The organism is Streptomyces sp. H27-H1 (genome assembly GCF_026627445.1).
Lineage (GTDB): Bacteria > Actinomycetota > Actinomycetes > Streptomycetales > Streptomycetaceae > Streptomyces.
Genome location: NZ_JAPNLJ010000065.1, coordinates 22,086 through 36,482, shown reverse-complemented (window position 1 = coordinate 36,482; position 14,397 = coordinate 22,086). Strand labels below are relative to the sequence as shown.

12 protein-coding genes are annotated in these 14,397 nt (G+C 72.2%); 7 read left to right on the top strand and 5 right to left on the bottom strand.

The features are described 5' to 3' along the window. Nucleotides 1-128: 128 nt before the first annotated feature. Nucleotides 129-2,036, bottom strand: coding sequence for a protein kinase domain-containing protein (locus OTB20_RS37725; protein WP_267824455.1), 1,908 nt, complete (start codon nucleotides 2,034-2,036; stop codon nucleotides 129-131). Between the two features lie 201 nt (nucleotides 2,037-2,237). Continuing rightward, the gene (locus tag OTB20_RS37720; RefSeq protein WP_267824454.1) at nucleotides 2,238-2,756 is read right to left on the bottom strand and encodes a DinB family protein; all 519 of its coding nucleotides are present in this window, start codon (nucleotides 2,754-2,756) and stop codon (nucleotides 2,238-2,240) included. 586 nt (nucleotides 2,757-3,342) lie between these two features. Here OTB20_RS37720 and OTB20_RS37715 point away from each other — a divergent pair. Continuing rightward, nucleotides 3,343-3,810 (top strand): hypothetical protein, encoded by a 468-nt coding sequence (locus OTB20_RS37715; RefSeq protein ID WP_267824453.1) that lies wholly within the window; start codon nucleotides 3,343-3,345, stop codon nucleotides 3,808-3,810. 309 nt (nucleotides 3,811-4,119) lie between these two features. On the opposite strand, the gene OTB20_RS37710 is transcribed toward OTB20_RS37715, so the two are convergent. Further along, the gene (locus OTB20_RS37710) at nucleotides 4,120-4,974 is read right to left on the bottom strand and encodes a GNAT family N-acetyltransferase (protein WP_267824459.1); all 855 of its coding nucleotides are present in this window, start codon (nucleotides 4,972-4,974) and stop codon (nucleotides 4,120-4,122) included. A 59-nt stretch (nucleotides 4,975-5,033) separates the two neighbouring features. Between OTB20_RS37710 and OTB20_RS37705 the strand changes: the two genes are divergently transcribed. The 6 genes from OTB20_RS37705 (at nucleotide 5,034) to OTB20_RS42615 (ending at nucleotide 12,842) form a co-directional block, all read left to right on the top strand. Continuing rightward, nucleotides 5,034-5,480, top strand: a complete 447-nt coding sequence (locus tag OTB20_RS37705) for a signal peptidase I (protein ID WP_267824452.1) — start codon at nucleotides 5,034-5,036, stop codon at nucleotides 5,478-5,480. A 287-nt stretch (nucleotides 5,481-5,767) separates the two neighbouring features. Continuing rightward, a complete protein-coding gene (locus OTB20_RS37700; RefSeq protein ID WP_267824451.1) occupies nucleotides 5,768-8,017 on the top strand; it encodes an MMPL family transporter in 2,250 nt (749 codons plus the stop codon). A 39-nt stretch (nucleotides 8,018-8,056) separates the two neighbouring features. Continuing rightward, complete coding sequence (locus tag OTB20_RS37695; protein ID WP_267824450.1) at nucleotides 8,057-8,611, top strand: GNAT family N-acetyltransferase; 555 nt, start codon at nucleotides 8,057-8,059, stop codon at nucleotides 8,609-8,611. A 123-nt stretch (nucleotides 8,612-8,734) separates the two neighbouring features. Beyond that, nucleotides 8,735-9,331, top strand: coding sequence for a hypothetical protein (locus OTB20_RS37690; protein WP_267824449.1), 597 nt, complete (start codon nucleotides 8,735-8,737; stop codon nucleotides 9,329-9,331). 214 nt (nucleotides 9,332-9,545) lie between these two features. Further along, on the top strand, nucleotides 9,546-9,713 hold the full coding sequence (locus OTB20_RS37685; protein WP_267752201.1) for a hypothetical protein: 168 nt from the start codon (nucleotides 9,546-9,548) through the stop codon (nucleotides 9,711-9,713). Nucleotides 9,714-9,794: 81 nt separating this feature from the next. Further along, complete coding sequence (locus tag OTB20_RS42615) at nucleotides 9,795-12,842, top strand: helix-turn-helix transcriptional regulator (RefSeq protein WP_420716573.1); 3,048 nt, start codon at nucleotides 9,795-9,797, stop codon at nucleotides 12,840-12,842. A 46-nt stretch (nucleotides 12,843-12,888) separates the two neighbouring features. Here the strand turns inward: OTB20_RS42615 and OTB20_RS37670 are convergent, their stop codons facing one another. Next, on the bottom strand, nucleotides 12,889-13,062 hold the full coding sequence (locus OTB20_RS37670; protein WP_267824458.1) for a DUF6191 domain-containing protein: 174 nt from the start codon (nucleotides 13,060-13,062) through the stop codon (nucleotides 12,889-12,891). 42 nt (nucleotides 13,063-13,104) lie between these two features. Continuing rightward, nucleotides 13,105-14,250, bottom strand: coding sequence for a PQQ-dependent sugar dehydrogenase (locus tag OTB20_RS37665; RefSeq protein ID WP_267824457.1), 1,146 nt, complete (start codon nucleotides 14,248-14,250; stop codon nucleotides 13,105-13,107). Nucleotides 14,251-14,397 lie beyond the last annotated feature (147 nt).

Genomic DNA, 14,397 nt, shown 5'->3' with positions numbered 1-14,397 from the left:
GCGGTCAAGCGGTGCCCCAGACCCGGTGACACCACCCCCCAGGCCATGCCTTCGGCAGGGGGCACACAGTCATGCCGGGCCCGGGGGCCAGGAGCCCCATTGCGGGGCCACGAAAAAGGTAACGGGGGCTACCGCTTGAGCTGGGGGGCGGCGATGACGACGGTGCCGTTGTCACAGCCCTTGTCCACCTTGATGCGCAGCCGCAGGGCGCCGCTCACGTCCACCGTGTGGGTGTTCGGCTTGCCCAGTTCCAGGAGCTCGGAGAAGGCGGCGGGCTGGTTGTCGAGCGAGATGCTGACCCGGCCCTTCTCGTTCCCCGAGCCGTCGTCGATCCCCGCGGTGAACTCCAGCGTCTTCCAGCCGCGGTTGAGGTCGAACTCCGTGTACGTGTCGGAGTAGCAGTCGCGCTCCGCGACGAACGCCGCCCCGTACTGCTTGGTGTTGATCTTGGCGGGCGCGACCGTGAACCCGCCCAGGTCGTTCACCGGGGCCATGACGGTCAGATCGGCCGCCTTCACCCCCGGCGCCACCCCCGACGGGGGCTCCGTACCCGTCGCGCTGGGCCCGGTCGTGGGTCCGTCCGACGGGGAGTCGGACGGGGACGGGGTGGGGGCCGGACTCTCCGAGACGGACGAGGACGAGGCCGGCTTGTCGCCGCCGGCCGCCGTGTCGGCGCCGTCCCGGTCCTTGTCCTCCATGAACTTGACGGCGGCCACGGCTCCACCGGCCACCACCAGCACCGCGAGCAGCGCGCCGAGCACCAGCCCGGTCCGCCGCCGCTTGCGCGGTGGCGGCGCGGGCGCCGCCTCCGTGGCGGAGTGGGCCACGGGCGCGGGACCGTACCCCTGCGGCACGCTCGCCTGGACCGGCGGCGGGCTGTACACCGGCTCGGTGGGCGCCGGGGCGTACGCGGGCAGGGCGGCGGGCGGCGGAGTGTGGGCCGGCTGCGCCGGAGGGGCGGCCGGCGGCCCGGAAGGGGGACCGGCCGGGAACGCCCGGGCCGCCACGACCGGGGCGGCCGGCGGCTGCGACGGCTGCTGGGGCGGGACCACGGGCTTCGGCGGGGCCGCCGTCGGGGGCGCCGACGGGGGTGTCACGGGCAAGGGTGCCGGGTCCTGGACCACCCGCTGGGAGGTGGACGTGGTGGTGGACACCACCGCGTGCCGGATGTCCTTCATCCAGCCCGCCAGGTTCACCGGCCGCTTCAGCGGGTCGGCGGCGTAGATGGCGGCGATCCGCGCCCGCTGCTCCGCGTCCAGGACAGCGAACTGCGGCAGCCGCACCAGCGCCTGCGCCAGCAGCTCGGGGGTCGAGGGCGGGGACTCCCCGCTCAGCATGAAGTACGCGATGGCCCCGAAGGCGTAGCGGTCCGCACCCGGAGTCCGCTTCCCGTCGAAGACCTCCGGCGCGGCATAACCCGGGGTGAACCACACCTCCGCGGTCTGGTGGTCGGCGGTCAGCTTGCTGAGGCCGAAGTCCACCAGGGTGGCCTGCCCGTGCGCGTCGACCATGACATTGCCGGGCGACAGGTCACCGTGGATCACCTGGCGCCCGGAGGGCGTGGCCTTCCCCGAGTGCAGCCAGTCCAGTACGTCGGCCAGCTGCTCCAGCGTGCGCATCACCTCGCGCCGCTCGGCAGCCGTGGCCAGGGTCCGCTCCGCCCGCCAGTCCCGCAGGTCGAGTCCGTCGACGTGGTTCATGACCAGGACGAGGGCCCGCCCGGTCAGCGTCGAGGACTCCCCGGGCCGGTGGATCGGCGGCCCTTCGAAATGCTCCCGTACGCCCACGACTCCGGGCCGGTGGACGAAGCGCAGCAGTTCCGCCTGCTCGTTCCACTTCTGGCTGATCCGGTCGAACACGTCCGGGGTGATCGTCGTCTTGGAGTCGAGCACTTTGACGACGACGGGCTCGGATCCTCCCGCGAGTTCGATCTCCGCGAGATAGAGCACGGCCTCCCCGCCACGCCCGATGGACCGGAGCAAGCGGTAGCGGTCTGCTGCCGCGTCCGGCCCGATGTGCAGATTCTGGCTGGTCAATTTCCCCCCAGCGCCAATTGTTTGAGTGGGGATCAGCTTCCCGGCGCGGGAGGGCAACGGTCAAGTTGCTTCGGTGACGAGAAATCGGCCGGCCCTCGATGACCGGCTCGTGCCGCTCGGCGTCCAGCGTCCAGCGTGCGGGTGACGGGTGACGGGCGGCGGGTGAGGGGCGTTCGGGCGTCCAGTGGTCGGGCCGCGGCCTCAGGTGCCGGTGGCGCCGTCGACGGCTTCGCGGAGGAAGTCGGCGTGGCCGTTGTGGCGGGCGTACTCGTGGATCATGTGCAGCATGAGCAGCCGCAGCGAGGCGTCCCCCTCCCACCTCTCGACGCGTACGGTCACCTCGAGGGACTCGGCGGCCGCCTCCACCGTGCGGGCGTGCTCGACCTCCGCCTGCCAGGCCGCGAAGGCTTCGGCGCGGGTCGAGCCGGAGGCGTCGTAGGCGGCCTGGAAGTCGTGCGTGTCCGACCACAGGTGGGGGACGTCCGCCCCGCCGAAGGTGCGCCGGAACCAGTGCCGCTCCACCTCCGCCATGTGCCGGACCAGCCCGAGCAGGGACAGCGTGGAGGGCGGGGACGACTGGCGGCGCAGCTCCTCGTCGGTGAGGCCTTCGCACTTCCAGGCGAGGGTGGCCCGGTGGAAGTCGAGGTATGCGCGGAGCGTCTCGCGCTCGCCCCCGGTGAGGGGAGGTCCGACGCGGTGGGTGGATCCGGTTGCTGCCATGGCTGCGATCTTGCCCCGTCGGGGCGGTGGGGCGGAAGGCCGGCGCCCTGTTCATCGGGGTTGGGGGCCCGGGGGATGGCCGGGGAGGTCGACGAGGGAGGGACGGGGACGGGCATCTCAGGGACGCCCATGTCCTCTTCCGCCGGTCAGCCGCACATGGACCTGTGGGACCGGCCCGCCGCCCAGCGGTGGGACGCGGGACGGTCAGAGCATCCAGGTCCGGGGCGGTCGGCCACCCTTCCCGAGACTTCGGCCGCCAGCATGAGTGAGAGGACGACCACCCGCCCCTCCGGGTCGGTGGGCGCATCAGATCGCTACGCGCTCTCGCTCGGCTCAGCGACTGCGGCCGCCCGGGGCGGTCACGGGCCGCCCACGCACCGGATGTGGATGTGAGATCCGTCTTGGGCCGTGGACCTGCATTGACCTTATGAAATGTTTAGGTAAGCCTTGCCTTTCTCGGGTCGATCCTGCGCCCGTCCTGCCCTCGGAGCTCACTCACATGTCGTCCCCAGCCGCTGATCTGTCTGCTCGGCCTGTCCGCCTTTACGACTCTTGGTGGACGGTGGCGGCCGCAGGATTGGGGGCAATGATCGTTCTGACGGTCGGACTGTGGGTTTCGCTTCATGTGGAGACCGACCCGGCGCTGCACACGGCCGCGCTGTTCGCGCACCTCGCCTCGCTCGTCGTCGGCTTCGGCGCGGTTCTGTCCGCTGATTACTACGGTCTGCTGTGGGCCATGAAGCGTTGCACGCTCACCGAGGCGGTCGGTGCCACAAATCGGCTCCACATACCCATCTGGGCCGGACTCGGCGGTCTCATCGCCAGCGGAATGATGCTGCACCCCGATCTCGACTCGTCGCTCACCCTCGCCAAGCTCGGGCTCGTCCTCCTCCTCACCCTCAACGGCCTCCAGGCCGGTCGGCTCGGCCGCCGCCTCGCGACCGCGCCCACCGTCACCCCCCGCCTGCTGCTGTGGGGCGGCGCCACCGCCGTCATCTCCCAGGTCTGCTGGTGGGGCGCAATGACCATCGGATTCCTCAACACCAATTCCTGACTCCCAGGTCCGCGAGGTCCACGAGGTCCACCAGGCGCACTTTTCCGCCCGGACGCTCTACCCCAGACCCGTCTGCGGTCCGTTGAGGGGCGGCAGCGGCCTGGAAGTGGTCTCAGGTCATCTGGCGACGGTCTTTTCGTCCTCTCACTCACGCTGGCGGCCGAAGTCTCGGGAAGGGAGGCCGACCGCCCCGGACCCGGGTGCTCTGACCGTTCCGCGCGTAGAGATCCCCCAGGCCATCCCCCGGGGGACCACGGACCTGCCCACCACGGAAGGACGCTCGATTCCCGGGACGCCGCCCGGCACCCCTCAAAGCCGCCGGCCAACCGGCAGCACAGGCCCACCCCCACCCCCCTGTCCCTCCCAAACCCAGGGCACAGTGACCCCCAGGACCTGGAAGCCAAGCCGTTCCAGGATCGGGCGGCTGTCCTGCGAGGCGTCGACCTGGAGGTAGCGGATGCCCCGGTCGGCGGCCACGCGCGCGCGGTGGGCGACCAGGAGGCGGTAGATGCCGCGGCCCCGCCACTCCCGGACCGTGCCGCCGCCCCACAGGCCTGCGAAGTCGCTCCCCGGGCGCATCTCCATCCGGGCCGCGCTCACCGGGACGTCACCCGCCATCGCGACGACGGCTTCGATCGTGTCCGGCTCGTCCCTGAGCAGGTTCAGCATCAGGTCCTTGATGCGCGGGCGATCCGAGCCGAAGGCACGGCGGTGGGCCTCCATCATCAGGTCCACGCCCTCCTCGTCGGTCACCACCCGCAGCGTGATGCCCTCCGGCGGCTCCACTGACAGGGTGGCCAGCTCCGCCGCCCGCGCCACCAGCAGGGTTTCCGCGGGCTCCGCCACGAAGCCGGCCGTGCGCAGCCGGTCCCCGAGGTCGGCGGGGCGGTCGTGGTCGTACAGCTTCCACTCGAACTCCGCCGACGGGACCTCCCCCCGGCCGGCCAGCTCCGTGAAGAACGCCACCTGCTCCGCGATCACCGCATCCGCCGTGTGCTCGTCGAGGTCCGACCAGAGCACCATGTTGCCGCCGGGCCCGGGCGCGATCTGCCGTACGACCGGACCCACCCGTTCCACGCGCGCGTCGCTGGTGTCGGGCCGGGCATCGCGTCGCATCACGGAGTCGAACTCGCCACGGACCGCTCGCAGGTCATCTCTGTCCATCGTCATCCCGCCAGCTCACCAGCCGCCAACGAGTCCGACAACTGCATTAACCTCACCCCGTGAGCGACCCCACCCATCCCACCCATCCCACTCAGCCCGCGGACTCCACCCACCCCGCCGTCTACACCGGCAACGCCACCCCCGACGCCGCCGTCGACCGGGGCTGGCTGCTGGGCCACTTCAAGGAGCCCGGCGATCCCCGCCACAGCGAGGACGTGGAGATCAAGTGGGGCGTCCACCCCAAGGGTGACGAGCGGGCGACCTGGGTGCGGGGAGAGTCCCGTACGGCGTTGCAGGTGCTGATCAGCGGCCGGTTCCGGCTCGAGTTCCCCGGCCGGAGCGTCGTGCTCGCCGAGCAGGGGGACTACGTCGTGTGGGGACGCGGTGTGGACCACTCCTGGTACGCGGAGGAGGACTCGGTGGTGCTCACCGTCCGCTGGCCCTCGCTGCCGGGCTACCGGACCGACGACCCGTCCGGCCGGACCTCCGCTCCGAACCCCGTGTGACCATGGTCCCGTGCCTGCCCGAATGCCTGTGACGCTGCCCACGAAGGCCGCCGACGATCATTCGGCGCTGCGATCGTAAAGGTGTAGACCATGTGGATCGTACGAACCCGTTGGACCGCACGGACTGCACGAGCTCTAACCGCACGAACCGCACGATTCGCAGGAACCGCATGATGCGCACGAACTGAAGATTCACAACCCCCAGCGCGTCCAGCGTCCAGTGTTCACACGTTCTTTCCGACGGGCCGTTCCCCGGTAAAGATCCGAACCACCAGGGAGCCCGTCCGTTGTCAGCCCTCGCACGCTGGTGCATGCGGCACCGACTCGCCGCCGTCCTGCTCTGGCTCCTCGCCTTCGGCGGGACCGCCGCTGCCGCGGTCGGCGCCGGCACGGCGTTCTCCAACGACTACGAGGTCCCCGGCACCGAATCGGCCAAGGCGCACGCACTGCTCCGTGAAGGCTTCCACGGTCACGGCGGCGATACCGACACCATCGTGTGGCGGGCCCCGGACGGGCAGAGCGCGCGCACACCGGCCGTCCGGGAACGCATGACGCGGGCCCTGGACTCCATAGCCGGGCTCCCCGGTGTCGGATCGGTCGCCGGCCCCTACGGTTCCGGCCCCGACAGTGCTGCCCGGATCAGCCCCGACGGGCGCACCGCCTACGCCGTGGTCACCTTCGACCGGCAGGCCGACTCGGTGCCCAAGGGCGAGGCGAGGGCCGTCGTCGGTGCCGCGCGGAATGCGACGACCCAGGCCGGCGGCCTCCAAGTCGAGCTCGGCGGCCGCGCCATCGGCCTCACCGAGGCTCCCAGCGCGCACCTCGCCGAGGCCATCGGCGTGGCCATCGCCGCGCTGGTGCTCTTCCTGGCCTTCGGATCGTTGGCGGCGAGCCTGCTGCCCATCGCGACCGCCCTGGTCAGCGTGGGCACCGCCTACTTCGGCATCACCCTCCTCGGCCACGCGATGCCGGTCGCCGACTTCGCCCCGATGCTCGGCACCCTCGTGGGCCTCGGGGTGGGCATCGACTACGCGCTGTTCATCGTCACCCGTCACCGCAAGGGCCTCAAACGCGGACTCCCCGTCGCGGAAGCCGCCGAGAGCGCCATCGCCACCACAGGCCGGGCCGTGGTCTTCGCCGGGGCCACCGTCTGCATCGCCCTGCTCGGCATGCTGGTGCTGCGGCTGAACTTCCTCAACGGCGTCGCGATCGCGGCCTCCCTCACCGTGGTCCTGACCGTCGCCGCCTCGGTGACCCTGCTGCCCGCGCTCCTCTCGTACATCGGTATGCGCGCCCTGTCCCGCCGCGAGCGCCGCAGGCTCGCCGCCGACGGTCCGCTGCCCGACGCGGTCACCGGCCTCGCCGCCCGCTGGTCGGCCTTCGTCGAGCGCCACCCGAAGCTGCTCGGACTGCTCGCCACGGTGGTCATGGTGGTGCTGGCGCTGCCCACGCTCTCCCTCCACCTCGGTACCTCCGACCAGGGCAACAACCCGGCCACGTCCACCACCCGCAAGGCCTACGACCTGCTCGCGGAGGGGTTCGGCCCGGGAACGAACGGCCCGCTGACCGTGGTCGCCCGCCTCGACGGGGCCGGCGACCGGCTCACCGTGGACGCGCTGGCCGAGTCGCTCCATACGGCCAAGGGCGTGGCCTCCGTCGGACCGGCGGTCCTCAACCGCAAGGGGGACACCGCCGTCATCACCGTCGTACCCGACTCCGCTCCGCAGTCCCGGGCCACGAGCGAGCTGGTCGAGCGACTGCGCGAGGACGTCGTCCCGCGCGCCGGGCACGGCGCGTCCATGCAGGTCCACGTCGGCGGAGTGACCGCCGGGTACGACGACTTCGCCGAGGTCATCGTCGGCAAACTGCCGCTCTTCGTCGGGGTGGTCATCGCGCTCGGCTGTGTGCTCCTGCTGCTGGCCTTCCGGTCCATCGGCATCCCGGTCAAGGCCGCCGCCATGAACGTCGCCGCCGTCGCCTCCTCCTTCGGAGTCGTCGTCGCGATATTCCAGTGGGGCTGGGGCAGCGAACCGCTGGGCCTGGGCAGCGCCGGGCCGATCGAGCCCTTCCTGCCGGTGATCATGGTCTCGGTGCTCTTCGGGCTCTCCATGGACTACCAGGTCTTCCTCGTCAGCCGGATGTACGAGGAGTGGCTGGAGACCGGGGACAACAAGCGGGCGGTGCGCGTCGGCCTCGCCGAGACCAGCCGGGTGATCAACTCGGCGGCCGTCATCATGATTTCCGTCTTCCTGGCCTTCGTGCTCAGCGGTGACCGGCTCATCGCCATGTTCGGCATCGCCCTCGCCGCGGCCGTCGCCCTCGACGCATTCGTCCTGCGGACCCTCCTCGTACCCGCCCTGATGCACATGCTCGGAGGAGCCAACTGGTGGCTGCCGGCCTGGCTGGACCGGCGGCTCCCGAAGATCAGCATTGAGCCCCCGGAGCGCCGCCCGCATACGAAACTTCCCCTGCAGCGGCCCGGCGCGGACCCCGTCACGAGCGAGGACGCGGCCGAGCCCGCGACCAGCTCCCGGTGATCCGGCCACCCGCCGCATGAGACCCAAGGAAGAACGCGCATGTTCTCGATAGACCTCGCCGACAACGCCCGGATGTTCCCGCTGGAAGCCCGGCACGCGGAGGAGTTCTTCGCCCACATCGAACGCGGACGCGAGTTCATCGGCCAGTACGTCGGCTTCCCGGACCGGTCCGGCGACCTGGAGTCGGCCCGGGCCCTGCTGGCCAAGTACGCCGTCACGGCGGGGGAGGACGGCGCACGGTTCTTCGGGATCCGGCTCGACGGCACCCTCGTGGGCGGAGTGCTCTTCCCGGCGTTCGAGGCGGAGACCGGCAACTGCGAGATCGGCTGCTGGCTGGAGCCCGCCGCAGCCGGCCGCGGCCTGGTGACGAAGGCCTGCCGCGTCCTGATCGACTACGCCTTCGGCGAGCGCGGCATGCACCGCGTCGAATGGCACGCCGCCTCCGGCAACAAGAAGAGCCTTGCCGTGGCCGAGCGCCTCGGGATGACCCGCGAAGGGGTCATGCGCCAGAACCACCTGCACCGCGGCGTCCGCCAGGACACCGAGATCTGGGCGCTCCTCGCCCACGAGTGGTCCGCGGCCCGACCCGCCTGACCACCCTCCGCGCCCTGCCGTCGCCGCCCCGCACCGAGTCCTCCCGGGATCCGGGGCGGGGCGCTGCCCCGCCCCGGCCGCATTCTCAGAAACCTCTCAGAAAAGCCGCCTACGGTGCCCCGCATGGACACCTCCAAGACCCCCGCCCCGACCGCTCCCGAGGCGGACTCCCCGGCCGACCTGACCAAGGTCGCCACCAACGAGACGGCTGCCCCGGCCGCCGCGGACACCGCCGCCACCGAGGAGATCCTCGACGAGGAGCTCGCCGCCGACGGTGACGACGACCTCGACGACGATCTCGACGCCCTGGCCGGCGACGAGGAGCCGAGCGGTGTCGCCGCCGGAGCCTCCGCGATCGTCGCCGCCGGTCTCGGCCTGATCGCCCTCAGCGGCAGCTGGACCTCCCGCGTCATCGGCGAGCGGGAAACCCTCAAGGGCCAGATCAGCTCGGCCAACGCCACCAGCTCCGCCGACAAGATCGAGGCGCTGTACGGCAACGCCTGGCACATGACCGCCCTCTTCAACGGCGTCCTGTCGGCGATCGCGCTGCTCATCGCCGTCTTCGTGCTGGCCCGCCCGGCCTTCGGCGCTCCCGGCCGCACCCTCCCGGCATGGGTCCGCTCCGTGTCCTGGGCCGCCGTCGTCGTCGCCGTCATCGGCGTGCTCGCCTTCGTGTTCGTCCGCGTCCTCGCCCTCCCGACGGCCCCCAGCGTCGGATAGCCCTGCCGCCCGGCTGCCCGCGCAGGCCGTTCGCCCCCGCGCCGGGGGCCTGCCTAGGTACTGCCTTAGGCCACCTCAGGGAGCCGAGCCCCCGGCCTAAGGACCCCCGGCTCCCGCAGATGCGGCATGCTCCCGATGCGCCGGTACCCCCTGGGTTGCGAATCTTGGATCACACCGACGAGGTGTCCGGGAAACGCAAGCCAGGGAGCACGAGATGTTCGAGTACGAGATCGCCACCGCCCGCCGCGACGACCTCATCCGCGAGGCCGACGCCTACCGTCTGGTCCGGGAAGCGAAGAAGGCCCGCCGCCTCTTCTCCCGGAGCCAGGATCCGGAGGGGTCGGTGAGAGGGCAGCGCGGCCGGTTCACCCGCGCCGCGTAACCCGCGTCGCGACACCCCGCGGACCGGCACGTGATGAGCAGCGCACCGATATCGAGTGCCGTCGGCCAGGGCCTCTGTGCGATGCTCGGCGGCGTGGAGACCAGATCTGTCAGCCCGGTGTTCGTCGGCCGCGCCGACGAACTGGCCGTACTCACCGACGCCCTGACGCGCGCCGTCGGCCAGGAGCCGCAGGCACTGCTCATCGGCGGTGAGGCAGGGGTCGGGAAGACCCGCCTCACCGAGGAGTTCCTCTGCGAGGCCGACCGCCGCGGCGCGGTCGTAGCCGTCGGAGGCTGTGTGGAAATCGGGGCGGAGGGGCTTCCCTTCGCCCCGTTCTCAACCGCGCTGCGCACCCTGCACCGCCTGCTCCCCGGCGAACTGGCGGCGGCCGCCGCCGGCCAGGAGGACGAACTCGCGCGCATCCTCCCCGAACTCGGCGAGACCCCGCGCGGCCCGCACGACGAGGAGAGCACCGCCCGCCTCTTCGAACTCACGGCCCGGATGCTGGAACGGCTCGCCGCCGACCGCACCGTCGTCCTCGTCCTGGAAGACCTGCACTGGGCGGACACCTCCACCCGGCACCTGCTCTCCTACCTCTTCCGCGCACTCGGCAGCGGCCGGCTCGTCGTCGTCGCCACCTACCGCGCCGACGACGTCCACCGCCGCCACCCGCTGCGCCCGCTCCTCGCGGAACTCGACCGGCTGCGCACCGTCCAGCGCATCGAGCTCTCCCGCTTCAACCGGGCCGAAGTACGCCGCCAGCTCGCCGGGATCCTCGCCTCGACGCCAGACGAGGACTTCGTCGAATCGGTCTTCGACCGCTCCGACGGCAATGCCTTCTTCGTCGAAGAACTCGTCGCCTCCCGCGCCAGCGGCTGCCCCACCGGCCTCACCGAATCCCTGCGCGACCTCCTCCTCGTACGCGTCGAAGTCCTCCCGGACGCCGCTCAGCGGGTCGTGCGCATCGTCGCCGAGGGCGGCTCCACCGTGGAGTACGCCCTGCTGCGCGCCGTCACCCGGCTCACCGAGGACGAACTGATCGAGGCCCTGCGCTCGGCGGTCGGCGCCAACATCCTCCTGCCCACCTCCGACGGCGACGGCTACCGCTTCCGTCATTCCCTGGTCCGCGAGGCCGTCTCCGACGACCTGCTGCCCGGCGAGCGCGCCCGCGTCAACCGCCGCTACGCCGAGGAACTCGAACAAGGCGACTCGCTGATCCGCGCGGAAGAGCGGGTCATCCGCCTCGCCACCTACTGGTACTACGCCAACGACTCGGTCAAGGCCCTGCCCGCCGTGCTCGCGGCCTCGGTGGCCGCCCGGCGCCGGCACGCCTACTCCGAGCAGCTGCGCCTGCTGGAGCGGGCCATGGAGCTGTGGGAAGCCGTACCGGAGGAAGTCCGCGGCGCACTGCGCCCGGCGGACTACACGGAGGTCTACCCGCCCTGCGGCTGCGACCCGGCGACCACCCCGCTGCAACACCTCGACCTGCTGGCCGAAGCCACCGTCGCGGCCCGCTTCGGCGGCGAACGCGAACGCGCCCTGAAGCTGACCAAGACCGCCCTGCGGCTGCTGGAAGACGGCCACGACCCGCTGCGCGCCGCCTGGTTCTGGACCGAACGCTCCCGGCTCGTCGCCAGCCTCGCCCGCGGCGACGGCTGGGAGGAGCTCGCCAAGGCACAGGAGCTCGTCCGTGGGCTGCCCCCGTCCCAGGTGCACGCCGACGTCCTGGTCCGGGCCGCGAGCTGGGGCATGCTCCACCAGCCGGGCCCCGACAACCTGGTCGCCGCCGAACGCGCCGTGGAGTACGCGCGGATGGTCGGCGCCGAGGACACCGAACTCAACGCCCGGATCACCGTCGGCAGCCTGCTCGTCGACTCGGGGGAACCCGAGCGCGGCCTCGCCGAGATGTACGCGGTCAAGGACCGGGCCGCCGAACTGGGACTCGGCATGCTGGTGGGGCGTGCGCACGTGAACCTCACCTCCCATCTGGAAAGCCTGGGCCGGTCCCGCGAAGCCGTGGAACTGGCCGGACAGGGCGCCGAGCTGGTCAAGAACTCCCATCTGATGGACTCCGAGGCCTACATCCGGGGGAACCTGGCGGAGAGCCTGTACAGCCTCGGCCGGTGGGAGGAGGCCCAGACGCAGGCCCGGCGGACCCTGACCCTCGTCAGCAGCGCCGCCCCCCGCGCCGCGGCCGTCGTACGGCTGGCCTACCTGGCCCTGGCCCGCGGCGAACTCGCCGAGGCCGCCGGGCAGCTCACCGCCGCCCGCACCCACTTCGGCTCCCACGACGGCCAGCCCCAGCACCGGATCCCGCTGTTCCGCCTCGCGATCGGCGTGGCCGCGGGGGAGGGCCGGATAGCCGACGTCCGCAGCGAAGTGGCCGCGGTCATCGACCACGGCTTCCCGCTCGGCAACCACCGCTACGCCTGGCCGCTGCTGCTCGCCGCCGCCTCGGCCGAAGCCGACGCCCGGGGCCTGCCGGTCGCCGAGGCCGGCCGGGACGAGGCGCTGACGGTGCTGCGCACCGCCGCCCGGGCCCTGGCCACCCCGGTCCCGGTGTGGAGCGCCCACTCCGAGTACCTCAGGGCCGAGCTGCTGCGCGCCGAGGCCCGGGACACCGTCGCCGACTGGACCGGCGTGGAAGCGGCCGTACGCCCCCTGGAACGCCCCTACCTGCTGGCCCGGGCCCGCTACCGGCTCGTGGAAGCCCTGCTGGCGGCCGGCGGCGACCGCGAGGCCGCCGCGGGACTGCTCCTGGAGGCCTACGCCACCGCCGAGGAGCTCGGCGCCCGCCGGCTCCGCGAGGACCTGGCCCTGCTCGCGCAGCGCGCCAGGCTCCCGCTCACCTCGGTGCACGCACCCGAGGGCTGCCTCGCGCCGGCCGCCGACCCCGTCGAGGCGCTGGGCCTGACCAGCCGCGAACGGGACGTGCTGCGCCTGGTCGCGGCGGGCCACACCAACCGCCAGATCGCCGAGGAACTCTTCATCTCCCCGAAGACGGCCAGCGTGCACGTCTCGAACATCCTGGCGAAGCTCGGCGTCGCGGGGCGGGGCGAGGCCGCTGCCCTGGCCCACCGGCTACGGCTCTTCGGCCCCGTCGCCCCGCGGAAGGCCGGGACCAGGTAAGAGCGGGCCGAGGCAGGAGCGGGACCAGGTGACGGGGGTCCCCGTCCTAGGGCGCCGGGTCCTCCTTCGGGCGTATGACTACCGTGCCGGAGTCCAGGTCCATCGGACCCTTTCCCGGGTCGCCGTCATTCACGTCGGTCCGGGAGAGCTGCAGGCGCTTCTTCTCCTCGTCCGTGTGCTTGCGGCCCGGACCGAACAGCTCCTCGATCATGTTGAACATCGCGTCCACCGCGCCTTTCGTCCCCCCGCCGGGGCCCGCCGGTCATCGCACCGTCAGTGTCAGGATCCTGTCGTCGCCCGCTTCCGGCGACCCGCGCCCGTCCGTCTCGCTCGTGACCAGCAGCAATCTGTCCCCGCCGAGGGCCACCACGGTGCGCAGCCGGCCGTACTCGTCCGCCAGGAATGCCTCGGGCTCCGCCACCGGGGCCGCCCCGGCCAGCGGAATCCGCCAGAGCCGCTGCCCCTTCAGCCCGGCCATCCAGATGGAGCCCTGCGCCCAGGCGATCCCGCTCGGCGAGGCCTCGTCGGTCTTCCACACCGCCACCGGATCGCGCATGCCCGGCTTGCCGGCCTTGCCCTCCGCCCCGGGCCAGCCGTAGTTCGCGCCGGGCTCGATCAGATTCAGCTCGTCCCAGGTGTTCTGGCCGAACTCGGCCGCCCACAGCCGTTTTTCCTTGTCCCAGGCGAGGCCCTGCACATTGCGGTGCCCGTACGAGTAGACGACCGAGTCCGCCTCCGGATTTCCGTGCACCGGCTGCCCGTCCGGGGTCATCCGCAGGATCTTCCCGCCCAGCGACTTCTTGTCCTGGGCCAGCCCGGTGTCCCCGGTCTCGCCCGTCCCGGCGTAGAGCATCTTGTCCGGGCCGAAGGCGATGCGTCCTCCGTTGTGGATGAGCCCCTTGGGGATCCCTCTGAACACGGTGTCGGGCGCGCCCAGTTGCTCGCCGGCCGGTCTCTTCTCGTCATAGCGCAGCCGGGCGATGCGGTTGTCGGACTCGGTGGTGAAGTAGGCGTACACCATGAGGTCCGAGGCGAAGGAAGGGGACAGGGCCAGGCCCAGCAGCCCGCCCTCGCCGCCCGGGGCCACGCCGGGCACCTTTCCGACCGGGGTCACGGCCCCCGTGCCCACGTCGATCCGGCTGATGGTGCCCTTGTCCCGCGAGGCGACCAGCAGGTTCCCGTCGGGCAGTGGAGCCACCCCCCACGGGGACTCCAGGCCCTGGGCGGCCACGCCGGTCACCGTCACCTGGCCCTTGGCCGGCGGTCCGGAGGCCGACGCGGACGGCCCGCCCGAGGCCCCCGGTGGCGCGGAACTGGACACCGGACCCGGTGGCGAACCGCTCGGCCGCGCTCCGGCGCCGGCCGGCGGCGAGCACCCCGCCGCCAGCAGCGCCCCGCATCCCGCCAGGGCGAATGCCGCAAGTACGCCACGGGCCCGGGCGCGCGGGCCGGCGTACGGCGCCGCTGCCGGCGCTTGGCCGTGATCCTGGCCGGACTCCCGGCTCAGCCCTCGCTCCCAGCCCTGTCCCAGTCCATTCGGCTGCCCTTGCGACTG